Origin of the sequence: Thermomonospora echinospora (genome assembly GCF_900108175.1) — a bacterium.
Classification (GTDB): domain Bacteria; phylum Actinomycetota; class Actinomycetes; order Streptosporangiales; family Streptosporangiaceae; genus Thermomonospora; species Thermomonospora echinospora.
The window spans coordinates 287067-310345 of sequence record NZ_FNVO01000006.1 but is presented as its reverse complement, the minus strand read 5'-3'; the positions used below and the strand labels follow the sequence as shown (position 1 = coordinate 310345).

Here is a 23279-nt window from a genome sequence, read left to right as displayed (position 1 = left end):
CCCACCTCGCCGTGCCCGAGGCGACATGAGCGCCCCCCGCTACCCCTTCTCCGCCGTCGTCGGGATGGACGACCTCAAACTGGCGCTCCTCATCAACGCGGTCTCGCCGGGCGTCGGAGGAGTGCTGGTCCGCGGCGAGAAGGGCACCGCCAAGTCGACGATCGTGCGGGCGCTGGCCGCGCTGCTGCCCCCGGTCGAGGTCGTCGCCGGCTGCCGCTTCTCCTGCGACCCGGCCGCCCCCGACCCCGCCTGTCCCGACGGCCCGCACCCGGCGGACGGCCCGGCGGACGGCCCGGCGGCCGGCAGCCGCCTGGCCCGGCTGGTCGAGCTGCCCGTCGGCGCCTCCGAGGACCGGCTGACCGGGTCGCTGGACATCGAACGGGCGCTCACCGAGGGCGTCAAGGCGTTCGAGCCCGGTCTGCTGGCCGCCGCGCACCGGGGCGTGCTGTACGTCGACGAGGTCAACCTGCTGCACGACCACCTGGTCGACCTGCTGCTGGACGCCGCCGCCATGGGCCGCTCGTACGTGGAGCGCGAGGGCGTGTCGGTCCGGCACGCCGCCCGCTTCCTGCTGGTCGGCACGATGAACCCGGAAGAGGGCGAGCTGCGTCCCCAGTTGCTGGACCGGTTCGGGCTGACTGTCGAGGTCGCCGCCACCCGCGACCCGGCCGAGCGCGCCGAGGTGGTCCGGCGGCGGCTGCGCTTCGAGGACGCCCCGGAGGGCTTCGCCGCCGAGTGGGCCGCGGCCGAGGCCGCGCTGGCCGAGCGGATCGCCGCCGCCCGCGCCCGGCTGCCCGCCGTCCGGCTGACCGACGCCGCGCTGCGCCAGATCACCGCCGTCTGCGCCGCCTTCGAGGTGGACGGGCTGCGCGCCGACCTGGTGACGGCCCGGGCCGCGATCGCGCTGGCCGCCTGGCACGGCCGGGACACGGTGACCGCCGAGGACGTGCGGCTGGCGGCCCGGCTGGCGCTGCCGCACCGCCGCCGCCGCGACCCGTTCGACGCCCCCGGCCTCGACCACGACAAGCTCGAACAGGCCCTCGCCGAGCACGCCGACCCGGAGCCGCCCGACGACGACCCCAGCGGCCCCGGAGGCCCTGGCGGCGGCCGGGCTCCGGACGCCGACGCCGCGCCCGAGCCCCGGGATGCCGAGGCCACCGGGACTCGACCGGAAGGCGCGGACGCCGCCGCGACGCAGGAGCCGCTCGCCGGCGACGGCGCAGGGACGTCCGCGCAGAACGCTTCGCCGTCGGACAATCCGTCGGACAATACGGACGCGGAGCCCTCGGACGGCGGGCCGGGAGCGTCCGGCGACGGCGATCCGGCGCCCGTGGACGCCGCGTACCGGCCGCGCCTGTTCACCGTCCCCGGTGTCGGCACCGGGGCACCCGGCCGCCGGTCCAAGGCCCGCACCCCGTACGGGCGGGTGTCGGGCGCGCGTCCCGGCACGCGCGGCGTCCATCTGATGGCCACGCTCCGTGCCGCCGCCCCCCACCAGCGGGCCCGCGGACGCACCGGCGCCGGGCTGGTCATCGCCCCCGAGGACCTCCGCGAGACCGTACGGGACGGCCGTGAAGGCAACCTGGTGCTGTTCGTCGTGGACGCCAGCGGCTCGATGGCCGCCCGGCAGCGGATGCGGGCGGTCAAGGGCGCGGTGCTGAGCCTGCTGCTGGACGCCTACCAGCGCCGCGACAAGGTCGGGCTGATCACGTTCCGGGGCACGTCAGCCGAGCTGGTGCTGCCCCCGACCTCATCGGTCGAGGCGGGCGCCCGCAGGCTGGAACGGCTGCCGACCGGGGGACGCACCCCGCTGACCGCCGGGCTGCTGCGCGCCGCCGAGGTGCTGCGGGTCGAGCGCCTGCGCGACCCCGCCCGCCGTCCGCTGCTGGTGACGGTGACCGACGGCCGCGCCACGCACGGCCCCGACCCCGAGCGGGCCGCCGCCCTGCTGCGCGGGGTCGCCGGGGTGGTGGTGGACTGTGAGTCGGGCCCGGTACGGCTCGGCCTGGCCGAACGCCTGGCGGCGCACCTCGGCGCCGAGGCGGTGCGGCTGGAGGAACTGGCCGTCGACGGCCTGACACGGGTCGTCCGGGACGCCCGCACCGGCCGGAACGCAGCCTGATGGAGCACGGTGTGGCGGGGCGCGGCGCGAGGAGAGGCGTCGTGCCGGGGTACGGCGTGAAGAGGGAGGGCTGACATGCCGCAGGGCAGGCCGGAACACGTCCCGGACGACGGGCTGACCACCAGGCAGCGCCGCAACCGGCCGCTGGTGATCGTGCACACCGGGCAGGGCAAGGGCAAGTCGACCGCCGCGTTCGGGCTCGCGCTGCGCGCCTGGAACCAGGGCTGGCCGATCGGAGTGTTCCAGTTCGTCAAATCGGCCAAGTGGCGGATCGGCGAGGAGACCGCGCTGCGGGTGCTGGGGGAGTCCGGCCAGGGCGGCACGGTGAGCTGGAACAAGATGGGCGAGGGCTGGTCGTGGATCCAGCGGCCCGGCACCGAGGCCGACCACGCCGCCGACGCCCGCGAGGGCTGGGCGCAGATCAGGCGCGACCTGGCGGCCGAGACCTACCGGCTGTACGTGCTGGACGAGTTCACCTACCCGATCAAGTGGGGCTGGATCGACGTCGCCGAGGTGATCGAGACGCTGGCCGCCCGGCCGGGCGCCCAGCACGTGGTCATCACCGGCCGCGACGCGCACCCCGACCTGGTGGACTTCGCCGACCTCGTCACCGAGATGGGCAAGGTCAAGCACCCGATGGACCGCGGCCAGAAGGGCCAGAAGGGCATCGAGTGGTGACACCGCGGCTCGTCGTCGCCGCCCCGGCCTCCGGGGCGGGCAAGACGACGGTGGCGACCGGGCTCATGGCGGCGTTCGCGGCGCGGGGCCTGCGGGTCTCGCCGCACAAGGTGGGGCCCGACTACATCGACCCCGGCTATCACACGCTGGCCACCGGCCGCCCTGGACGCAACCTGGACCCGTTCCTCACCAGCGAGGAACTGATCGTGCCGCTGCTGCGGCACGGTGCGCGCGGTGCGGACGTGGCGGTGGTCGAGGGCGTGATGGGCCTGTACGACGGGGCGTCCGGGCAGGACGACTTCGCCTCGACCGCGCACATCGCCCGGCTGCTGGACGCCCCGGTCGTGCTGGTGGTGGACGCCTCGGCGGCGGGCCGGTCGGTGGCCGCCGTCGTGCACGGCTTTCGCACCTACGGTGACGTGCGGATCGGCGGGGTGATCCTCAACCGGATCGGCTCCGACGGGCACGAGCACCTGTGCCGTACGGCGGTGGAGGAGCTGTCGGTCCCCGTCCTGGGCGTGCTGCGGCGCCGCGACGACGTGGCCACCCCGTCCCGCCATCTGGGCCTGATCCCGGCGGCCGAACGCAACGCGGAGGCCGTCGCGACGGTCGAGCGGCTGGGCGAGATCGTCACCGAGGGCTGCGACCTGGACGCGCTGTTGGCCCTGGCCCGCAGCGCGCCCCCGCTCACCGCCCCCGCCTGGAGCCCGGACGATGCCCTCGGCGAGCACGACGCCGCCCGGGCCGCCCGGGACGGCGAGGCCGGCCGGGCAGGTCGGGCAGGTCGGCGGCGGGTGGTGGCGGTGGCCGGCGGCGCCGCGTTCACCTTCGGGTACGCCGAGAACGAGGAACTGCTGGCGGCGGCCGGGGCCGAGGTCGTCCGGTTCGACCCGCTGCGCGACGAGACGCTGCCGGAGGGAACGCGGGGGCTGGTCATCGGCGGCGGCTTCCCGGAGATGTACGCCGCCGAGCTGTCGGCCAACGAGCCCCTCCGCGAGCAGATCAGGCAGCTGGTTACTCCGCGGACGCCCGTGTACGCCGAGTGCGCCGGCCTGCTCTACCTGGTGCGGGAGCTCGACGGCGTCCCGATGTGCGGGGTGCTGGACGCCACGGCCACCATGACGCCCCGGCTGACGCTGGGCTACCGCACCGCCGTCGCCACCGCCGACTCCGTGGTCGCCCGTACCGGCGAACGGCTGAACGGCCACGAGTTCCACCGCACCGCCGTGCAGCCCGCCCACGGGCCGGACGAGACGGCCGCCTGGCAGTGGGCGATGCGGCCGAGCGGCTCCCGCCGGGACGGCTTCGCCCGGGGAAACCAGCTTGCCTCCTATCTCCATCTGCACTGGGCTGGTGAACCGAGGACCGCCCGGCGTTTCGTGGACGCGATGGAGGCCGCCCGATGACCTTCGACCGTGACATCACCCTGACCACCGACCGGCTGCTGCTGCGCCCGTTCACCGAACACGATGTGCCCGATGTGCTGGAGGCGGGCCGCGACCGCGAGATGCGGCGGTGGATGGCGTGGGCTCCGAACCAGACCCCGGCGCAGGCCCACGAGTTCTGCACCAGGGCCGCCCACGAGGATCCGCAGCAGAAGATCTGCTTCGCCGTCGAGGCCGCGGGCCGCTGCTGCGGCTCGGTCAGCCTGCAGCGGGCGGAGTGGCTGTTCGGCCGGGCCGAGATCGGCTACTGGCTGGCGCCCTGGGCGCGCGGCCGGGGACTGATCACCGAGGCGGTCCGGGCGCTGGTCGACTACGGCTTCGGCAAGGGCCTGCACCGCATCGAGCTACTGGCCGCCGTGGGCAACGAGGCGTCCCATCGGGTCGCCGAGCGCGCCGGGTTCACACGGGAGGCCGTGCTGCGCGAGGCCGGGGTCCTGTTCGGCGGCGAGCGCACCGACATGGTCATGTTCGCCCGACTCAACCGACCGCGGCGGAGCCCGGGGTGACCGAGCCGGTCTTCGGCGACGTGGCCCTTGCGAACGGCCGCCCGAAGAACGGGGAACGGCCGAGCGGATTTCCGGAGACCGCCTCCGGCAGGAACGCATGAAGGGGGACCGGGCATGAAACTGGTCGGGATCGGTGTCGGGCCCGGCGACCCGGAGCTGGTGACGGTCAAGGCCGTGCGGATCCTGCGGGAGGCCGACTTGACCCTCGTACCGGTGATGGCGCTGGACGAACAGGGCCGGGCCGAGTCGGTCGTGCGCGCCTACACCGACCGGGCCGAGCGGGTCGTGTTCGCGCTCAACGACCGGGGCGGGGTGACCTCCCGACGCGCCGCCGCCTGGGACGGGGCGGCCGACCGGGTGGTGAGCGCGTTCGACGAGGGCGCGAGCACGGTCGCGTTCGCCACCATCGGCGACCCCAACGTCTACTCGACGTTCACCTACCTCGCCCAGACGGTGCGGTCGCGGCGTCCGGGCGTCACCGTCGAGACCGTCCCGGGCGTCACCGCCATGCAGGACCTGGCGGCCCGCTCGGGCACGGTGCTCACCGAGGGCGCCGAGTCGCTCGGCCTGGTCCCGCTGACCTCCGGCGTCGAACGCCTCCGCGACGCCCTGCGGACCTGTGACACCGTCGTGGCCTACAAGTTCGGCGCGGTCGCCGACCAGGTCGTCGAGGTCCTCAAGGAGGCCGGACGGCTCGACGACGCCGTCTACGGCGCCCGCCTCGGTCTGCCCGGCGAGAAGGTGGGGCCCGCCCGCGACCTGGCCGGGCCTGTCCCCTACCTGTCCACGCTGATCGCCCCCAGCCCCCGTACCTCCCGAGGAGGAAAGCTTTGACCAGTGGAAAGGTCGTCTTCGTCGGGGCCGGGCCGGGTGCGGCGGACCTGCTGACGTTCCGGGCGGCACGGGCCATCGGCGAGGCCGACGTGGTGATCTGGGCCGCCAGCCTCGTCCACCCCGACGTCCTGGAGCACGCCCGCCCGGACGCGGAGATCGTCGACTCGGCCAGGCTGCCGATGGAGGGCGTACTGCCCTACTACGAGCGGGCGCTGGCCGAGGGACTGACCGTCGCGCGCATCCACTCCGGCGACCCGGCCCTGTGGGGGGCGCTGCAGGAGCAGATCGACCGGTGCCGCGAGATGGGCCTGAGCACCGAGGTGATCCCCGGCGTGTCCAGCTTCAGCGCGGTCGCCGCCGCCGTGCAGCGGGAGCTGACGATCCCCGAGGTCGCCCAGTCGGTCGTGCTGACCCGGCTCGGCGGCGGCAAGACACCCATGCCGCCGGGGGAGGAGGTCCGCGAGTTCGCCCGGCACGGCACCACGATGGCGCTGTTCCTGTCGGCGGCGCGCTCCCGCCAGTTGCAGGACGAGCTGACCGAGGGCGGCTATCCGCCCGACACCCCTTGCGTGGTCGCCTACCAGTGCACCTGGCCGGACGAGCTGATCGTCCGCTGCACGCTCGGCGAGCTGGCCGACACCGTCAAGGCGCACAAGCTGTGGAAGCACACGCTGGTGCTGGTCGGCCCGGCCCTGTCGGCCGACGGCACTCGCTCGCACCTGTACCACCCCGGTCACTTCCACGGCTTCCGGCGCGCCGACCGTACGGCCCGGGCGGAGCTGAGGAAGGCTCACCGGGCATGACACCCGAGGAACCACGGCTGCGCGAGCCGGACCTGCCGCGCACCATGAAGGTGCGGCAGCGGGCGCTGCGCACCGGCTGGACCACCGGCTCGTGCGCCTCGGCCGCCGCCAAGGCCGCCACCTCGCTGCTGCGCACCGGCCGGCGGCCCGACCACGTGGAGATCGCCCTGCCGTCCGGCAACCGGGTGACGTTCCGGGTCGAGGACTGCGACCTGGACACCGCCCGCGGCCGGGCCCGCGCCGTGGTCGTCAAGGACGCCGGCGACGACCCCGACGTCACGCATGGCGCCCGCGTCACCGCCGACGTTTCCTGGCTGGACGGGCCCGGCGTCGAGTTGGACGGCGGCGAGGGCGTCGGCGTGGTCACCAAGCCGGGCCTGGGCCTGGAGCTGGGCGGCCCCGCCATCAACCCGGTGCCGCGCCGCATGATCACCCACGCGGTGGCCGAGGCGCTGACCGGGGACGCGCTGGAGCAGGCGCCGCCCGCGCCCGCCGACCCCGGCACCGGACGCGGCGTGCGCGTGGTCATCTCGGTGCCCGACGGCGAGCGGATGGCCCGCAAGACCACCAACAAGCGGCTGGGCATCCTCGGCGGCATCTCCATTCTGGGCACCACCGGCATCGTCCGGCCGTTCTCCACCGCCTCCTGGCGGGCCAGCGTCGAGCAGGCCGTGTCGGTGATGGCCGCGCAGGGCGAGAGCACCCTGGTGCTGTGCACCGGCGGGCGCACCGAGAAGGGCGCCATGAAGATGCTGCCCAAGCTGCCCGAGGTGTGCTTCGTGGAGGTCGGCGACTTCACCGGGGCGGCGCTGCGCCGCGCGGTCGGGCACGGCCTGCGGCAGGTCGTCTTCGTCGGCATGGTCGGCAAGCTCACCAAGCTGGCCTCCGGCGTGCTGATGACCCACTACACCCGTTCCCGGGTGTCCACCGAGCTGCTGAGCGGCATCACCACCGACATGGGCGGCACCCCCGAGCTGGCCGCCGAGGTCGCACGGGCCAACACCGCCCGGCACGCCTACGAGCTGTGGGAGAACGCCGGGCTGCTGGGCCGTTGCGGGCGCGAGCTGTGCCGCCGGACCGCCGACGTGCTGGAGCGGTTCGCGGTGGAGGAGGCCGGGGGCGAGCTGGCCGTGCAGGTGGTGATGGTGGACTTCACCGGCGAGCGCATGGTCGCCATGTACGGGCGGCTGGCCCGATGATCACCGTGGTCGGGTACGACGGGTCGCCCCTGCCCGCCCTGGCCCTGGAACGGCTGGCACAGGCGAGCCTGGTGGTGGGCGGCGCCCGGCACCTGTCGGCGGTGCCGCTCCCGCCGGGCGCCCGGACGGTCGTGATGGGCGACGTCACCGCCGCCCTCGACGAGATCGACAAGGAACTCGGCGACCGGGCCGCGCCCTCCCGGAACGCCGCCGACGAGGGCGGCGTGGTGGTGCTGGCCAGTGGTGACCCGGGATTCTTCGGGATCGTCCGGGCGCTGCGCGAGCGGGGGCACCGGCCGCAGGTGCTGCCCGCGCTGTCGTCGGTGGCGCAGGCGTTCGCCCGCGTCGGGCTGCCCTGGGACGACGCGCTGGTGGTCTCCGCACATGGCCGGGAGCTGCGCCGGGCCGTCAACGCCTGCCGCGCCCACCCCAAGGTCGCCGTCCTGACCGCCCCCGGCGCCGGGCCGGCCGAGCTGGGCCGCGCGCTGTTCCCCCAGCATCCCCGCGTGTTCGTGGTGTGCGAGGACCTCGGCGGCCCGGACGAGCGGGTCACCCGCTGCCGCCCCGCCGAGGCCACCACCCGGCACTGGCGCGACCCCAACGTGGTGCTCGTCCTGGACGAACGCCGCCCGGCGGAGGAGCGGGGCTGGATCGCCGGCGCCCGTCCCGGGCCGCCGTCGTGGGCGCTGCCCGAGGACGCCTTCGAGCACCGCAACTCGGTGGTGACCAAGGCGGAGGTACGGGCGTTCGCGCTGGCCAGGCTGGGGCCGCGGGTCGGTGACCTGATCTGGGACATCGGCGCGGGCTCCGGCTCGGTCGCCATTGAGTGCGCTCGGTTCGGCGCCGCCGCCGTCGCGGTCGAGCGTGACGCGGCGTCCTGCGAGCGCATCCGCGGCAACGTCCGGGCCCATGGGGTACGGGTCGCGGTGTCACGCGGCGAGGTCCCCGCCGTGCTGGAGCACCTGCCCGACCCCGACGCGGTCTTCGTCGGAGGCGGCGGACCCGACGTCGTCCGCGCCTGCGCGTCCCGCGCACTGCGCAGCGTCGTGGTGGCGCTGGCGTCGATCGAACGGGTGCGGCCCGCCCTGGACGCGCTCACCGCCGAAGGGCTCACCGCCGAGGCCGTCCAGCTCCAGGCCAACCGGCTGTCCCCGCTGCCCGGCGACGTGCACCGGCTGGCCGCCACCAACCCGGTCTTCCTCGTCTGGGGCGAGCGGAACGCCGGCCCGCCACCGGCACGGGCCGCCCGGCCCGCCCGCCGTCCCCAGACCCTCGCCGAGCTTCCGGAGACAGACCAATGATCGGAATCGTCGCCGCGACCGCCGCCGGACGGGCGGCCGCCGCCACGCTGGCCGAGGCCTGGCCGGACGAGGTGCGGCTGTTCACCGACGGCAAGGCCGCCGACGGGCTGCGCCGGGCCTGGCAGGAGTGCGACGCGATCGTCGGCTTCCTGGCCGTGGGCGCCACCGTGCGGATCCTGGCGCCCCTGCTGGCGCACAAGACCGACGACCCCGCCGTGGTCTGCGTGGACGAGGGCCTCCAGCACGCCGTCGCCGTCCTGGGCGGACACCACGGCGCCAACGCTCTCGCCCACCGGCTGGCCGCGGCCCTCGGCTGCCGGCCGGTGGTCACCACCGCCAGCGACCAGGGCAATGTCACCGCACTGGATTCTTATGGTGCCGACCTCGGCTTCAAGGTGGACAATCCGGCCATGCTCGCTCGTGTCGGCGCCGCCGTCCTGTCCCGCGAGCCGGTCCGCCTCACCGGCGCGCAGGGCTGGCCCCTGCCTCCGCTGCCCCCCAACGTCCACCCGGACGCCGAGTCCCCCCTCACCCTCCGCATCACCGACCGGGCCGCCACACCGCCCGGCGACGAACCCGCCCCCGGGGCGCCGTCCGTCGGCCGGGCGGGTGAGGCCGGAGGTGAGCTGGTCTACCGGCCGCCTTCGCTGGTCGTCGGGGTCGGGTCGGCGCGCGGGGTGTCCGCGGCCGAGGCCGGCGGGCTGATCGATCGGGTGCTGGCCGAGGCGGGGCTGTCTCCGGCGTCGGTGCGGTGCGTGGCGACCGTCGATCTGAAGGCGGACGAGGAGGGGATCGTGGCGGCGGCCCGGGAACGGGGCTGGGAGGTCCTCACCTTCCCGGCTTCCGTGCTGGCGGCCGTCGACGTTCCCAACCCGTCCGAGACCGTCCGGGCGGAGGTCGGCACTCCCAGCGTGGCCGAGGCCGCCGCGCTGCACGCCGCCCGCGCGTACGGCAGGAGCGCCGAACTGGCCGTCGAGAAGCGCAAGACCGCCAACGCCACCGCGGCCGTGGCCCGCCTCGCCCCCAAGGGGCGGCTCGCGATCGTCGGCCTCGGGCCCGGCGCCCGCGACCTGCTCACCCCCCGGGCCGTCGCGGCGCTGCAGCGGGCCTCGGTCGTCGTCGGCCTGGACCAGTACGTCGACCAGGTCCGCGACCTGCTGCGGCCCGGCACCCGCGTCCTGGCCAGCGGCCTGGGCCAGGAGGAGGAACGCGCGCGGGCCGCCGTCGAGGAGGCCCAGCAGGGCAACGCGGTGGCGCTGATCGGCTCCGGCGACGCGGGCATCTACGCCATGGCCAGCCCGGCGCTGGAGTTCGCCGGCGCGGACATTGAGGTCGAGGGCGTGCCCGGCATCACCGCCGCCATCGCCGCCGCCAACCTGCTCGGCGCGCCCCTCGGCCACGACCACGCCTACATCTCCCTGTCGGACCTGCACACCCCGTGGGAGGCCATCGAGCGCCGGGTCCGCGCCGCCGCCGAGGGCGACTTCACGGTCTGCTTCTACAACCCCCGCAGCAGGGCCCGCGACTGGCAGCTGCCCAAGGCGCTGGACATCCTCGCCGGGCACCGCCCCGCCGCGACACCGGTCGGGATCGTCCGCAACGCCGGTCGCCCGGATCAGTCCCTGATGATCACTACGCTCGGGGAGATGGACCCGGCCCGCGTCGACATGTTCACGGTCGTGCTGGTCGGCTCCAGCCGCAGCCGGACGGTCGCGGGGCGGTTCGTCACCCCCAGGGGGTACCGATGGGCCTGATGCGCGCCGACGGGGCGCCCGTCACGGTCACCCGGCGCTGCCAGGGCTGCGGCGCGTGCCTGCTGACCTGCCCCGAGCACGCCATCCGCCCGTACGGCCCGGCGCTGGAGGTACGGGCCGACCTGTGCACCGGATGCCTGGAATGCGTGGAGATCTGCCCCGTGGACGCCATCGACGCCACCGAGGGCCGCTGAGGAGAGTTCATGAGTGAACACGTGACGAAGGCCGCCCCGGGGCGTCCCGGCGGCGAGCGACCATCGGCCCGCAGGCCCCACCCGATCGAGGTGCGCTCGTACGAGATCCTGCGCTCCCGGGTCGACCTGTCGCCGATGCCGCCGCTGTGGCGGGCGGTCGCCGAGCGGGTCATCCACGCCAGCGCCGACCTGGAGTACGCGGTCGACCTGGTCACCGACGAGGACCACCTGGCGCGGGGGCTGGCGGCGCTGCGGGCCGGGGCGCCGGTCGTGACCGACGTGGGCATGGTCGCCGCCGGGATCACCGCCCGCCCGACGCTGTGCCACATCGGCGACCCGGCCGCCGCCCGGATGGCCAAGGCCGCCGGGATCACCCGTTCGGCGGCGGCGGTCCGGCTGTCGTACTCGGAGGTGGGGCCGGGGGCGGTCTGGGTGGTCGGCTGTGCTCCCACCGCGCTGGAGGAGATCATCAAGCTGGACGTGCGGCCCGCGCTGGTGATCGGGCTGCCGGTCGGCTTCGTGGGCGCCGCCGAGTCCAAGCAGGCGCTGCGCGCCAGCGGGCTGCCTCAGGTGTCCAACGTCTCCGAGAAGGGCGGGTCGGCCGTCGCCGCCGCCGCCGTCAACGCACTGCTCTACTACGAATCGTGAGGGATACGGTGAAACCGCCGCTGTTGATGGTGGGGCACGGGACACGCGACGACGCCGGCGTCGCCGAGTTCGGCAGGTTCGTGGAACGGCTGCGGTCCCGGATGCCCGTCGACGTGGCCGGCGGGTTCATCGAACTGTCCGCGCCGCCGCTGACCGAGGCCGCCGCCGAGCTGTACGGGCGGGGGCACCGCCGGATCGCCGCCGTCCCGATCGTCCTGGTGGCGGCCGGGCACGGCAAGGGCGACATCCCGGCCGCGATGGCCCGCGAGCAGGTGCGCCACCCCGGCCTCTCCTACGTCTACGGGCGTCCCCTCGGCCCCCACCCGACCCTGCTGGCGCTGCTGGAGGAACGCCTGCGCGCCGTCCAGCCGCCCGGCGAACAGGACACGGCGGTGCTGCTGGTCGGGCGCGGCTCGACCGACCCGGACGCCAACGCCGAGGTGCATAAGGTCGCCCGCCTGTTCTGGGAGGGACGCGGCGCGGGCGGGCCCGACCAGGGGGCCGGGCTGATGGCGGTCGAGGCGGCGTTCGTGTCGCTGGCCCGCCCCAGCGTCGCCGAGGGGCTGGAACGCTGCCGCCGCCTCGGCGCCCGCCGCGTCGTCGTGCTGCCGTACTTCCTGTTCCCGGGCGTCCTGCCGGACCGAGTGGTCGCGGAGGCCCGGGAGTACGCGGCGGCGCACCCGGAACTGGACGTGCGCTGCGCCGAGGTGATCGGTGACTGCGACGGGCTGGCCGACCTGGTGGCCGAACGCTACGAGGAGGCCCTGGCCGGCGACATCCGGATGAACTGCGACACCTGCGTCTACCGCATCGCCCTGCCCGGCTTCGAGGACCGCGTCGGCGCCCCCCAGACCCCGCACCACCACCCCGACGACCCGGCCCACGGCCACGGCCACGCACACGGCCCCGCACATGGCCATGCCCACTGACGCCCCCGACCGGAACCCAGCCGACCAGAAGACAGCCGACCCGAGTACCGCCGGACGGAAGGTGGCCGATTGCGGCGATGTCGACCTGCGGCACCATGGGGATTCCGAGGTCGGCGGGGGGCTCGCCGACTTTGCCGTCAACGTGCGCGGTGGCACCCCGCCCGCCTGGCTGGCCGAACGGATCCGCCGCTCGGTCGGTGACCTGGCCGCCTACCCCGACCCGGGCCCGGCCCGCCGGGCGGTCGCGCGCAGGCACGGCCGGGCCGTCGAGGACGTCCTGCTGACCGCCGGGGCCGCCGAGGCGTTCGTGCTGCTGGCCCGGGTGCTGGCGCCGCGCCGCGCCGTCGTCGTCCACCCCCAGTTCACCGAGCCGGAGGCGGCGCTGCGGGCGGCCGGCCGCCCCGTCGAACGCGCCGTCCTGGACGGGGACTTCAAGCTCGACCCCGGCCGGATCCCCCCGGACGCCGACCTGGTCATGATCGGCAACCCCACCAACCCCACCTCGGTGCTGCACCCCGCCGCCGAGATCGCCGCGCTGGCCCGCCCCGGCCGTACGGTCGTGGTGGACGAGGCGTTCATGGACTGCGTGCCCGGCGAGCCGGAGAGCCTGGCCGCCGCCGCTGTCCCCGGGCTGGTGGTGCTGCGCAGCCTCACCAAGACCTGGGGCCTGGCCGGGCTGCGCGCCGGATACGTCCTGGCCGAGCCGCCCCTGGTCGCCGCCCTGGCACAGGCCCAGCCGCTGTGGGCGGTGTCCACACCCGCCCTCGTCGCGATCGAGGCGTGCTGCGAGCCGCCCGCCCTGGCCGAGGCGGACGTCTGGGCCCGCGAGATGGCCGCCGAACGGGACCGGCTGGCGGGGGAGCTGGCCCTGCGCGGGCTCACCGCCGTGCCCGGAGCGCGGGCGTCCTTCCTGTGCGTTCACACGCCCGGCGCGTCGGAGCTCCGCGAACGGCTGCGCGGGCGGGGCTTCGCCGTACGGCGCGGCGACACCTTCCCCGGCCTGGGCCCGGACTGGCTGCGGATCGCCGTCCGGGACCGGGCCGCCGACAACGCCCTGCTGGAGGTGCTCGATGATCTCCGACCCTGAACGGGCCCCCGACCGACCCTGGGAGCCGCTCGCCCGCGAGAGCCTCTACCGGGTGATCGAGGAGCGCCGGGACATCCGCACCGGCTTTCTGCCCGATCCGGTTGACGACGCCATGCTCACCCGGGTGCTCCAGGCCGCCCACCGGGGCCCCTCAGTCGGCCTCACCCAGCCCTGGGACTTCCTGATCATCCGGGACCCGGTCCGCCGCGGGCGGATCAGGGAACTGGCCGAAAAGCACCGCCGGGACTACGCCCGCACCCTGCCGGCCGCCCGGCGCGACCGTTTCGACGACCTCAAGGTCGAGGCGATCCGCGAGGCTCCCATCAACATCGCCGTGACCTGCGACCCCACCCGCGGCGGCCGGGCCCCGCTGGGCCGGCACACCCAGCCCCGCACCGCCCCGTACTCGGTGGCCTGCGCCGTGCAGAACCTGTGGCTGGCCGCCCGTGCCGAGGGCCTGGGCGTGGGCTGGGTCAGCTTCTTCGACGAGCGCGAGCTGGCAGCCGAGCTGGGCCTGCCCGAGCATGTCGAGGTGGTCGCCTACCTGTGCGTCGGGCACGTCGAGGGGTTCCCGCCCGTACCCGAACTGGCCCTCAACGGCTGGGCGCGCCGCCGCCCGCTGGCGTGGGCCGTCCACCAGGAGACCTACGGCCGGCGTGGCCTGCCAGGGGAGGCGCCCGTGGACCTGATCGAGCAGACGATCGCCGCCGTCGGGCCGCTGGACGAGGCGGCCATGGCCGACGCCCGCGACCTGCAGTCTCGGCTGACCAAGCCGCCGGGCGCCCTCGGCGTCCTGGAGGAACTGTCGGTCCGGCTGGCCGGGCTGGCCGGGCGCTGCCCGCCGCCGTCCCCCGAACCCGCCGCCGTCGCCGTCTTCGCCGCCGACCACGGCGTGCACGCCCAGGGCGTGTCCCCATGGCCGCAGGAGGTGACCGCGCAGATGGTCGCCAACTTTCTGGCCGGCGGGGCCGTGGTCAACGCCTTCGCCGCCCAGGTCGGCGCCGAGGTCACCGTCGTGGACGTCGGTGTCGCCGCGCCGCTGGCCCCTGCCCCCGGACTGCTGCCGCGCAAGATCGCGCCCGGCACCGCCGACCTGACCCGGGGCCCGGCCATGGCGCCCGAGCAGGCCCGCCGGGCGATGGAGACGGGCATCGAGGTCGCCCGCGAACTGGTCGCCGCGGGCAACCGCTGCCTGGTCACCGGCGACATGGGCATCGCCAACACCACCGCCTCGGCCGCCCTGATCGCCGCGTTCACCGGCCTGCCGCCCGAGCGGGTCACCGGTCGCGGCACCGGCATCGACGACGCCGCCCACGCCCACAAGATCGAGGTCGTCCGTGCCGCCCTCGCCCGCCACGGCCTGGCCCCCGCCGAGTCCGCCGTGATCGGGGCGGGCGGCGGCCCGGCGGGGGAGAGCGTCACGGTCGCCGCCGATCCGATGCGGGTGCTGGCGGCGGTCGGCGGGCTGGAGCACGCGGCGCTGGCCGGGTTCATCCTCGGCGGCGCGGCCGCGCGCGTCCCGGTCGTTCTAGACGGGGTGATCGCCGGGGCGGCGGCGCTGGTGGCGGCGGCGCTGTGCCCGGACGTGCTCGGCGCCTGCGTGGCGGGGCACCGTTCGGCCGAGCCGGGCCACGCCGCCGCTCTGGAGCACCTGCGGCTGCGCCCGCTGGTCGATCTCGAACTGCGGCTCGGCGAGGGCACCGGGGCGCTGCTGGCGCTGCCCCTGGTGCAGAGCGCGGTGCGCGTCCTGCACGAGGTGGCCACGTTCGACTCCGCGGGTGTCAGCGACAAGAACGGCGGCCGGTAGTGTCACGCTCGGCTATCGACTGAGGCCGACCACTCTCCATATGTCCATGAACCCGAGTACCTTTGGTCGACAAACAGACATGCCCGTCCCTTCTTATCCTGACCGTCCCGATCGAGAGAGCACCGTGCCGCCGTACCTGCTTGGCCTGCGACTGAGTGGGCGCCGCGTCGTCGTCGTCGGCGGCGGCCGGGTGGCCCAGCGCCGTGTCCCCGCGCTGCTGGCGGCCGGGGCCGACGTGGTGCTGATCGCCCCGGAGGTGACCCCCTCCCTGGACGACCTCGTCGCGGACGGCCGGCTGACCTGGCTGCGGCGGCCCTACCAGGACGGCGACCTGGCCGGCGCCTGGCTCGTCCAGGCCGCCGCCGACGACCCCAAGGTGAACGCGGCGGTCGCCGCCGAGGCCGAGGAGTCCCGGATCTGGTACGTGCGGGCCGACGACGCCGAGGCGTCGGCGGCCTGGACCCCGGCCACCGGACAGGTGGGTGAGACCAGCGTCGGCGTGCTGGCCGGCGGAGACCCGCGCCGGGCCGCCGGCATCCGCGACGCCGTCGTGGACGGGCTGCGCGACGCCACTCTCGTACCGCTGGGCGGGATGCGCCACTCGCGGCACAAGCCGACCGGGGTGGCCCTGGTCGGCGGCGGCCCCGGTGACCCCGGCCTGATCACCGTGCGCGGGCGGCAACTGCTGGCGCAGGCCGACGTGGTGGTCACCGACCGGCTGGCGCCCCGGCTGCTGCTGGACGAGCTGCCCGCGGACGTCGAGGTGATCGACGCCGCCAAGATCCCCTACGGCCGCACCGTCACCCAGGAACGGATCAACGACTACCTGGTGGAGCACGCCAAGGCGGGCAGGTTCGTGGTGCGGCTCAAGGGCGGCGACCCGTTCGTGTTCGGCCGCGGCGCCGAGGAGGTGCTGCACTGCGCCAGGCACGGCGTTCCGGTGACCGTGGTCCCCGGGATCACCAGCGCGGTGGCGGTGCCCTCGGCGGCCGGCATCCCGGTCACCCACCGCGGCGTCGCTCAGGAGTTCCACGTGGTGTCCGCGCACGTGGTCCCCGGCGACCCCGCCTCCACCGTCGACTGGGCGGCCCTCGGACGCTCGCAGGGCACTCTGGTGTTGCTGATGGCGGTCGAGCGGATGGACCGCATCGCCAACGCCCTGATGCGCTATGGTCGGTCGCCTGACACGCCCGTCGCCGTCGTCCAGGACGGTACGCTTCCGGACCAGCGGGCCCTGACGGCCACGCTCGGAACGGTGGTGGAGGAGATGACGGCCGCCGGCGTGCGACCTCCGGCGATCGTGGTCGTGGGCGACGTGGTGGACGTGGCGCGAGAGATCGACATGATACGAGCGGACTACCTGGCCTCCAGGGCGGGCTCCGCGGCATCCCCGGCAGACCGGCATGGAGATTTGGGACGGGCTCCGTGACACCCCCAGCAGACCAGAGCGCGGTGCACGACGGCCGCCACCCCGAGGGCCCGGCCGACCCCGCCGCCACCGAGCCGGCCCCGGCCGCCGGGTCCTCCGTGCCCGCCGACCGCGACGAGCGCGCCGCCCGGCCCTCCGGGGCCGCTGAACGTGACGAGCGCGCCGCCGGGTCCTCCGGGACCGACGAACGGGACGAGTCGGCCTCCGGGGCCGCCGGATCTTCCGGCTCCACGGCGTCCGGCGGTCCGAGCGGCGCGTCCGACGGCCCGGGAGGCACATCCGGTGATTCGAGCGGCGTGTCCGGCGGTTCGGGCGGTGCGTCAGGGGCCGATGGGCGGGACGAGCGGAGTGGGTCGCCGGTCTCGTCCGGGACGTCCGGTGGCGCGGAGCGGACCGGCCGCGGCGCGGGCGCGTCCGGTGGCGCGGGCGGGCGGCTGGTGAGCGTCGCTCCCGATCCCACTCGGGAGGTCGATCTGGCGCGGGTACTGACCGAGCTGCGCGACCAGGTCAGCGAGGTGCGGTTCGTACTGGACATGCCCGGGGTCGAGGACGCCCGGGCGGCCCAGCTGGAGATCAAGAGCCAGCTCGACGACTACGTGCTGCCCCGCATCCGCGGCAAGAGCGCCCCGATGCTGGTGGTGCTCGGCGGCTCCACCGGGGCCGGCAAGTCCACCCTGGTCAACACGTTGGTGGGGTCCCGGGTCAGCGCGACCGGCGTGCTGCGGCCCACCACCAGCAGCCCGATCCTGGTCTGCCACCCCGACCACGCCGAGTGGTTCCTCAAGGGGCCGCTGCTGCCCGACATGGGCCGGGTGCCCGGTCCCGCCCCGGACGCCATCGCCGGTGACCAGCTGGTCATCATCAGCAGCGACCAACTCCCCGAGGGCCTGGCACTGCTGGACAGCCCCGACTTCGACTCGGTCTTCGAGGACCACTACGAGTTCGCCACCAAGCTGATGTCCGCCGCCGACCTGTGGTTGTGCGTCACCACCGCCGCCCGGTACGCCGACGCCCAGGTGTGGCAGATGCTCCAGCGCGCCCGCGAGCAGGGCGCCACCATCGGCGTGGTGCTCTCGCGCGTCCCCCAGGGCGCCGGCTCGGAGGTCGTCGACCACTTCGGCGAGATGCTGGAGCAGCAGGGCGTCGGGGAGGCCCGCCGGTTCACCATCCCCGAGACCCGGATCGAGAACAGCCGGCTGCCCGAGGAGGCCGTCGAGGACATCCGGTCCTGGCTGCTGGAGCTGTCGGAGAACATCGAGCGCCGCTCCAAGGTCATCCGCGACACCTTCGGCGGCGTCCTGGACAGCTTCCGGGTCCGCGTTCCCGAGCTGGCCAAGCAGGTCGAGGCCCAGGTCGAGGTGCGTACCGTGCTGCGCGAGGAGGTCGAGGCCGCCTACGCCACCGCGATGGCCGAGCTGGACGAGGCCACCCGCAACGGCTCGCTGCTGCGCGGCGAGGTGCTGGCCCGCTGGCAGGACTTCGCCGGCACCGGCGACCTGCTGCGCTCGCTGCGCGTCCAGCGCGGCCGTTCCGGCCATCGCAGCAGCAAGCGCCGCCGCGCCCCGGCCCGGCTGCGCGCCCTCAAGGGCGCGCTGCGCGCCGGGCTGGAGTCGCTGATCCTGGCCTCCGCCGAGCACGCCGCCGAGGAGGTGCTGGCCCGCTGGCGCGCCCACCCGGCCGGCGGGCAGATCCTGGCCGGCCCGGCCGGCGCCCTGTCCGGGGTCTCCCCGGAGCTGCCGCGGCGGGTCACCCGGGCGGTCAGCTCCTGGCAGGACCACGTCCTGGAGCTGATCCGCACGGAGGGCGTCACCAAGCGGTCGGTGGCCAAGCTGGTCACCTTCGACGAGGAGGCGCTGTCCCTGGTCCTGATGATCGGGCTGCTGGGCTACGGGACCACCGACGTGACGGTCGAGGGGGGCACCAGCGCGGTGCCGCAGCGGCTGCTCAAGGCGCTGTTCGGCGCCGAGTCGCTGCGCGGCATGGGCGCCAAGGCCCGCGCCGACCTGCGTAGCCGCATCGGGATGCTGTTCGACGAGGAGGCCATCCGCTACGGTCAGGCGCTGGACGCCGCCGGGATCCCCGACGAGACCGCCGCCGTCCAGCTCTACCAGGCCACCTACAACCTAGAGGTCGCTCGATGACGGCGGCCGCCGGTCGCGCGCCCACCTGCGGTCGCCGCCCGGCGGACCCGTCGGAACACCCCCGGACAACCTAGAGGTCGGCACTTGAACCAGATGACGACGACCACCTCGGCGGTCCCCCCGCAGCCGGCCGCCGGGAACGCGGACGAGCCCGCCGGCCCGGGCCTGGCGGCCAGGATCGACGGTCTGCAGCGGCTGGTCGACCTGGGCACCGGACGGATCGACCCGGACCTGCTGGCCGACACCACCGCGCTGCTCACCCGTGCCGGGGAACGGCTGCGGCTGTCGGGCGACCACACCGTCGTCACCCTCGCCGGCGGCACCGGCAGCGGCAAGTCCTCCCTGTTCAACGCCGTCTGCGGGCTGGACCTGTCGCCGACCGGGATGCGCCGCCCCATGACGTCCAAGGCGCACGCCTGCGTGTGGGGGCTGGACGGCGCCGGGCCGCTGCTGGACTGGCTGCAGGTCGACAAGCGGCACCGCTACGCCCGGGCCAGCGCGCTGGAGCCCGAGGGCGGCCGGAACGGGGCCGAGTCCGGGTCGCTGCAGGGCCTGGTCCTGATCGACCTGCCCGACCACGACTCCATCGCCGAGATGCACCGCGCCGAGGTCGACCGGTTCGTCGGCGTCGCCGACCTGCTGGTGTGGGTGGTGGACCCGCAGAAGTACGCCGACGCCGCGCTGCACCGCAACTACATCGTTCCCTTCGCCCGGCACGCCGGGGTCACCCTCATCGTCCTCAACCAGGTCGACCGGCTGCAGGAGGAGGAGATCGACGAGTGCGTGTCGGACCTGCGCCGCCTGCTGGAGGCCGAGGGGCTGGCCGATCCGCGCATCGTGACCACCTCCACGGTGGCCGAGGGCGGCGTCGCCGGGTTCCGTGAGGTGCTGGCCGACACCGTCGCGGCCCGCCGCGCCCGCGCCCAGCGGCTGGCCGTCGACATCGACCGGCTGGTGGCGCGGTTCGCCGACCAGCGGGCCGTCACCGAGCCGCCGTCCATGATCGACGAGCGCCGCGCCGCGGAGCTGGCCGACGCGCTCACCGACGCGGCGGGCGTCCCGGCGGTCGCCGAGGCCATGGAGAGCGCCTATGAGCTGCGCGCCGTGGACTACGTGGGCTGGCCGGTGGCCAAGCTGGCCGCCCGGCTGCGCAGCGACCCGCTGCGCAAGATGCGGCTGACCGAGCTGCGCGATGAGCTGCGCGGCGCGTTCACCGGCCCGGTCGGCGCCCAGCAGGGGGACGTGGACAACGCCCTGCAGGGCATCGCCGACGACGTCGTCACCGGCCTGCCGCCGGCGTGGGCCCGCTCGGTCCGCGCCGCCGGCCGCTCGCACGCCGCCGAGCTGCCCGAGGCCCTCGGCGACTCCCTCAAGGACACGCTGCCGGCCTTCAACCAGGTGCCGCGCTGGTGGTGGCTGGTCAAGACCTGGCAGTACTTCCTGGTCCTGATCGCCGCCCTGGCCCTGATCTGGATCGCCCTGCTGGTCGCCTACGGAGTCCTCGGCATCAGCGAGCAGCCGCCGGACCTGGTCGGCAACCCCGGGCTGATCCCGTACGTCACCGTCCTGCTGGCCTGCGTGCTGGGCATGGGAGCGCTCACCTCGTCGGCCTGCCGCAACGTGATCGCCCTGTCCTCGGCCAGGCACGGCGAGCGGATGGAACTGCACATGCGCGAGCGCATCGCCGAGGTCGCCGAGCAGAAGGTCCTCTACCCGGTCGCGGACGAGTTGCGGGCCTATGCCCGCTTCCAGGCCGAGGCCGACCGTCTGCTGGGCTCTTCCGGAAGCTGAACCGCCTGCCGGGCTCTTCCGGGGCTGATCCGGGCCGCCGTTCCGGCCGGTTGTCCACAGTTCCGCCGGAGGCTTCTCGGGCCTTGGCCGGTCCGCCACCGTGGTCAGTGCGCGGCGTCCGACACCGCGCACCGACCGCGAAGTGGAGGACCCCCATGAACGAAGCACAGGTCACCGTCATCGGCTGGCTCGCCCAGGACCCCTTCTTCACGATGACGGCCAACGGCACTCCCTTCCTGGCCCTGAGAGTCGGCTGCACCCCGCGCCGCTACGACCGGCAGAGCGGCCAGTGGCAGGACTTGGAGCCGATGTTCCTGACCGTCAACTGCTGGCGCTCCCTGGCTGAGAATGTCAACGCCAGCGACATGAAGCGCGGCGAGCCCGTCGTGGTGTCCGGCCGGCTGCGCATCCGCGAGTACGTCAAGGACGGCCGGCTGCGCTTCTCCGCCGAGATCGAGGCCACCACCGTCGGCCACGACCTCAGCCGGGGCAGCGCCCAGTTCCGCCGCGTCCAGCGCGGCACCATGACGGAGGAGGACCGCCGGGAGGCCAGGGAGCTCACCGACCAGTGGTCCCTGGCCGAGAGCCCCACCGATGGCGAGACCACCCGTGACTCGGCCACCGACACCGAGAACCCCCAGGCCACCGAGCCGACCGACACCCTCCGCAACGAGGACGCCGACCTCTTCGGCGAGCCCGCGGACCCCCGCGCGACCGCCACGGACACCGACGACCACGACCTGTTCGAACTCCGCACCCAGGCCGCCTGACCCCCGCCCACGAGGGGCCGCCCACCTGCACCCGGGCGGCCCCTCAAGGGCACCGCCACCGACGCCATCCGCACCGGCCTGCTCACCTGCGCCGGGGGCGCGTGGCATGCGGGCCTGGCCGAGGAGATCCGCCGTCCTGTGTCCGGGTGGCCTCTTGCGGTCGGTCCCGCTGCGGAGGGCTCCGCGGGGGCATCTGACGGGAGGCGTCAAAGGGCCGCCGGGGCGGGAGGCGGAGGAGGAGGATTCTCATGCTGGGAAAGGTGATGTGCGGGGCGATGATCGTGAAGTGTTGACGAACGTCTTGATTCCAGACCCACGTCGCACACGTTGCAACTATCGTGTTACACAACGTGAGGATTGGGGGGAAGGATGACGGCAGTGCAGTCGTCGGCGGAGGACCGAGGGGAGCTGGCGGGCTGGTTCGGCCGCCGGCTCGCGCGGCCTTCGCTGCTGGCGCTCTACGTGGTCGCGGTCGCCGGGCTCTACCTGGCGCTGGCGGCCGACGGCATCGTCCGGACCCCCGTCCGGGCTGAGGACCTGCGCACCTTCGCCGCGCTGCTGGCCTGCGGGGCGGTGTGCATCGAGGTCTCCCGGCGGCTGGGCATGCCCGCCGGGGTCGCCCGGGACCTGCTGTCGGCCTGGTGGCTGCCGGTGGCGCTGCTGCTGCCGCCGGTCTACGCGCTGCTGGCGCCGATACCGATACAGGCGCTGCTGCAGCTCCGGGTACGGCGCACCCTGCTGTACCGGCGGGTGCTGGTCGCCTCCGCGCTCGGCCTGGCCGGGGCGTGCGCGTCCACCGCCTTTCACCGGACGGTGCCCGAGCCGCTGCAGGGCTCCCCGGCCTGGGTGATCGACGTCCACCCGGGAGTGCTCGTCGCGGTGGGCTGTGCGGCCCTGTTCACCGTGGTCAACACCGCCCTGGTGGCGATCGCGGCGCACGCCGCCGACCCCGAGAGCCGGTGGCGGGACGTGCTGTGGACGCGCGAGAGCCTGCTGCTGGACGTCGTCGAGCTGTGCGTGGGGCTCATCGTGGCCATCATCAGCGCGCTGTCGCTGGCGCTGCTGGTCCTGGCCCTGCCGCCGGTCGTGCTGCTCCAGCGCAGCCTGATGCACCAGCAGTTGCAGGCCGCCGCCCGGACCGACGCCAAGACGGGCCTGCTCAACGCCGCCGCCTGGCAGCGCGAGGCCGACACCGAGCTGTCGCGCGCCGACCGCACCAACGAGCCGCTCGCCCTGCTGCTCATCGACATCGACCACTTCAAGAGGGTCAACGACACCCACGGCCACCTGATCGGCGATCAGGTCCTCGTCGGGGTCGCCACCACGTTGTGCAGCCAGCTGCGCGACTACGACGTGGTCGGCCGGTTCGGGGGAGAGGAGTTCGTGGTCCTGCTGCCGGGCGCCGACACGGTGGAGGCGTGCCGGGTGGCCGAGCGCCTGCGTGGCCGGGTGCGCCGCCTGACGGTCCCGGCCGAGGAGGGCACGGTCGGCGTCACCATCTCGGTGGGCGTGTCGCTGCTGCGCACCCACGGCCAGGACCTGATCGAGCTGCTGACCGCTGCCGACCTCGCCCTGTACCGGGCCAAGCAGTCCGGCCGCGACCGCGTCTGCCTGCCCGCCCTCGACGACCCCCGCGCCCCGGGCGTCTGACCCGCCCGGACCGACGGCACGCGCGCACCGGGGAGAGGCAAGCCCCGTCGAGGCGGCCGGCCCTGGCCGGGTCGGCGGCGTGGACGCGCCAAGGAGGGGTGGGCTTCGCCGGCGGGGCGGTTGGGGCGGTGGTGTGGAAAGGGGCGGGAGGGGTGGGCGGACGTGCAACGAGTGGTGGCCGCCACCCCATA

19 protein-coding genes are annotated in these 23279 nt (G+C 74.9%); all 19 read left to right on the top strand.

All coding sequences use genetic code 11. From position 1 onward, the window contains the following. Positions 1-25: 25 nt before the first annotated feature. The 19 genes from C4U03_RS17070 to C4U03_RS16980 all read left to right on the top strand — a co-directional run bounded on the left by C4U03_RS17070 (position 26) and on the right by C4U03_RS16980 (position 23088). Positions 26-2122 carry a putative cobaltochelatase gene (locus tag C4U03_RS17070; protein WP_103938766.1) on the top strand — a complete coding sequence of 699 codons (2097 nt, stop codon included), beginning with the start codon at positions 26-28 and terminating at the stop codon, positions 2120-2122. Positions 2123-2197: 75 nt separating this feature from the next. Next, complete coding sequence (gene cobO, locus C4U03_RS17065; RefSeq protein ID WP_103938765.1) at positions 2198-2800, top strand: cob(I)yrinic acid a,c-diamide adenosyltransferase; 603 nt, start codon at positions 2198-2200, stop codon at positions 2798-2800. Beyond that, positions 2797-4206 carry a cobyrinate a,c-diamide synthase gene (locus C4U03_RS17060; protein WP_103938860.1) on the top strand — a complete coding sequence of 470 codons (1410 nt, stop codon included), beginning with the start codon at positions 2797-2799 and terminating at the stop codon, positions 4204-4206. The genes cobO and C4U03_RS17060 overlap by 4 nt, the downstream gene beginning before the upstream one ends. Further along, positions 4203-4751 carry a GNAT family N-acetyltransferase gene (locus C4U03_RS17055; protein ID WP_103938764.1) on the top strand — a complete coding sequence of 183 codons (549 nt, stop codon included), beginning with the start codon at positions 4203-4205 and terminating at the stop codon, positions 4749-4751. The genes C4U03_RS17060 and C4U03_RS17055 overlap by 4 nt, the downstream gene beginning before the upstream one ends. Before the next feature lie 114 nt (positions 4752-4865). After that, positions 4866-5585, top strand: coding sequence for a precorrin-2 C(20)-methyltransferase (gene cobI, locus C4U03_RS17050; RefSeq protein ID WP_103938763.1), 720 nt, complete (start codon positions 4866-4868; stop codon positions 5583-5585). Further along, positions 5582-6388, top strand: a complete 807-nt coding sequence (gene cobM, locus C4U03_RS17045) for a precorrin-4 C(11)-methyltransferase (RefSeq protein ID WP_103938762.1) — start codon at positions 5582-5584, stop codon at positions 6386-6388. Before cobI ends, cobM begins: the two co-directional genes overlap by 4 nt. Then, complete coding sequence (locus C4U03_RS17040; protein WP_103938761.1) at positions 6385-7587, top strand: cobalt-precorrin-5B (C(1))-methyltransferase; 1203 nt, start codon at positions 6385-6387, stop codon at positions 7585-7587. The genes cobM and C4U03_RS17040 overlap by 4 nt, the downstream gene beginning before the upstream one ends. Continuing rightward, entirely contained in the window at positions 7584-8888 is a 1305-nt protein-coding gene (cbiE, locus tag C4U03_RS17035) for a precorrin-6y C5,15-methyltransferase (decarboxylating) subunit CbiE (protein ID WP_103938760.1), read from the top strand. Before C4U03_RS17040 ends, cbiE begins: the two co-directional genes overlap by 4 nt. Continuing rightward, a complete protein-coding gene (gene cobJ, locus C4U03_RS17030; protein WP_103938759.1) occupies positions 8885-10642 on the top strand; it encodes a precorrin-3B C(17)-methyltransferase in 1758 nt (585 codons plus the stop codon). Before cbiE ends, cobJ begins: the two co-directional genes overlap by 4 nt. Beyond that, a complete protein-coding gene (locus C4U03_RS17025) occupies positions 10633-10836 on the top strand; it encodes a DUF362 domain-containing protein (protein WP_103938758.1) in 204 nt (67 codons plus the stop codon). Before cobJ ends, C4U03_RS17025 begins: the two co-directional genes overlap by 10 nt. 9 nt (positions 10837-10845) lie before the next feature. Continuing rightward, the gene (locus C4U03_RS17020) at positions 10846-11484 is read left to right on the top strand and encodes a precorrin-8X methylmutase (RefSeq protein ID WP_103938757.1); all 639 of its coding nucleotides are present in this window, start codon (positions 10846-10848) and stop codon (positions 11482-11484) included. Next, on the top strand, positions 11481-12413 hold the full coding sequence (locus C4U03_RS17015; RefSeq protein WP_235017920.1) for a sirohydrochlorin chelatase: 933 nt from the start codon (positions 11481-11483) through the stop codon (positions 12411-12413). The genes C4U03_RS17020 and C4U03_RS17015 overlap by 4 nt, the downstream gene beginning before the upstream one ends. 61 nt (positions 12414-12474) lie before the next feature. Next, positions 12475-13500: an Rv2231c family pyridoxal phosphate-dependent protein CobC gene (cobC, locus tag C4U03_RS17010; protein WP_235017919.1), complete on the top strand. Its 1026-nt coding sequence runs from the start codon at positions 12475-12477 to the stop codon at positions 13498-13500. Next, the gene (gene cobT, locus C4U03_RS17005; RefSeq protein ID WP_103938755.1) at positions 13484-15307 is read left to right on the top strand and encodes a nicotinate-nucleotide--dimethylbenzimidazole phosphoribosyltransferase; all 1824 of its coding nucleotides are present in this window, start codon (positions 13484-13486) and stop codon (positions 15305-15307) included. Before cobC ends, cobT begins: the two co-directional genes overlap by 17 nt. 79 nt (positions 15308-15386) lie before the next feature. Continuing rightward, positions 15387-16736 carry a uroporphyrinogen-III C-methyltransferase gene (cobA, locus tag C4U03_RS17000; RefSeq protein ID WP_103938754.1) on the top strand — a complete coding sequence of 450 codons (1350 nt, stop codon included), beginning with the start codon at positions 15387-15389 and terminating at the stop codon, positions 16734-16736. Between the two features lie 437 nt (positions 16737-17173). Continuing rightward, the gene (locus C4U03_RS16995; RefSeq protein WP_103938858.1) at positions 17174-18877 is read left to right on the top strand and encodes an AAA family ATPase; all 1704 of its coding nucleotides are present in this window, start codon (positions 17174-17176) and stop codon (positions 18875-18877) included. Between the two features lie 93 nt (positions 18878-18970). Next, entirely contained in the window at positions 18971-20668 is a 1698-nt protein-coding gene (locus C4U03_RS16990) for a P-loop NTPase family protein (protein WP_235017918.1), read from the top strand. A gap of 155 nt (positions 20669-20823) precedes the next feature. Beyond that, positions 20824-21438, top strand: a complete 615-nt coding sequence (gene ssb / locus C4U03_RS16985; RefSeq protein WP_103938752.1) for a single-stranded DNA-binding protein — start codon at positions 20824-20826, stop codon at positions 21436-21438. Between the two features lie 369 nt (positions 21439-21807). Continuing rightward, entirely contained in the window at positions 21808-23088 is a 1281-nt protein-coding gene (locus tag C4U03_RS16980; RefSeq protein WP_103938751.1) for a sensor domain-containing diguanylate cyclase, read from the top strand. The last annotated feature ends 191 nt before the right edge of the window (positions 23089-23279 follow it).

Bases quoted from the DNA above. Each gene is read 5' to 3' on its own strand.
- C4U03_RS17070 (WP_103938766.1), top strand. From the start codon at position 26: ATGAGCGCCCCCCGCTACCCCTTCTCCGCCGTCGTCGGGATGGACGAC.
- cobO (WP_103938765.1), top strand. From the start codon at position 2,198: ATGCCGCAGGGCAGGCCGGAACACGTCCCGGACGACGGGCTGACCACC.
- C4U03_RS17055 (WP_103938764.1), top strand. From the start codon at position 4,203: ATGACCTTCGACCGTGACATCACCCTGACCACCGACCGGCTGCTGCTG.
- cobI (WP_103938763.1), top strand. From the start codon at position 4,866: ATGAAACTGGTCGGGATCGGTGTCGGGCCCGGCGACCCGGAGCTGGTG.
- C4U03_RS17040 (WP_103938761.1), top strand. From the start codon at position 6,385: ATGACACCCGAGGAACCACGGCTGCGCGAGCCGGACCTGCCGCGCACC.
- cbiE (WP_103938760.1), top strand. From the start codon at position 7,584: ATGATCACCGTGGTCGGGTACGACGGGTCGCCCCTGCCCGCCCTGGCC.
- cobJ (WP_103938759.1), top strand. From the start codon at position 8,885: ATGATCGGAATCGTCGCCGCGACCGCCGCCGGACGGGCGGCCGCCGCC.
- C4U03_RS17025 (WP_103938758.1), top strand. From the start codon at position 10,633: ATGGGCCTGATGCGCGCCGACGGGGCGCCCGTCACGGTCACCCGGCGC.
- C4U03_RS17020 (WP_103938757.1), top strand. From the start codon at position 10,846: ATGAGTGAACACGTGACGAAGGCCGCCCCGGGGCGTCCCGGCGGCGAG.
- cobT (WP_103938755.1), top strand. From the start codon at position 13,484: ATGATCTCCGACCCTGAACGGGCCCCCGACCGACCCTGGGAGCCGCTC.
- cobA (WP_103938754.1), top strand. From the start codon at position 15,387: ATGCCCGTCCCTTCTTATCCTGACCGTCCCGATCGAGAGAGCACCGTG.
- C4U03_RS16990 (WP_235017918.1), top strand. From the start codon at position 18,971: ATGACGACGACCACCTCGGCGGTCCCCCCGCAGCCGGCCGCCGGGAAC.
- ssb (WP_103938752.1), top strand. From the start codon at position 20,824: ATGAACGAAGCACAGGTCACCGTCATCGGCTGGCTCGCCCAGGACCCC.
- C4U03_RS16980 (WP_103938751.1), top strand. From the start codon at position 21,808: ATGACGGCAGTGCAGTCGTCGGCGGAGGACCGAGGGGAGCTGGCGGGC.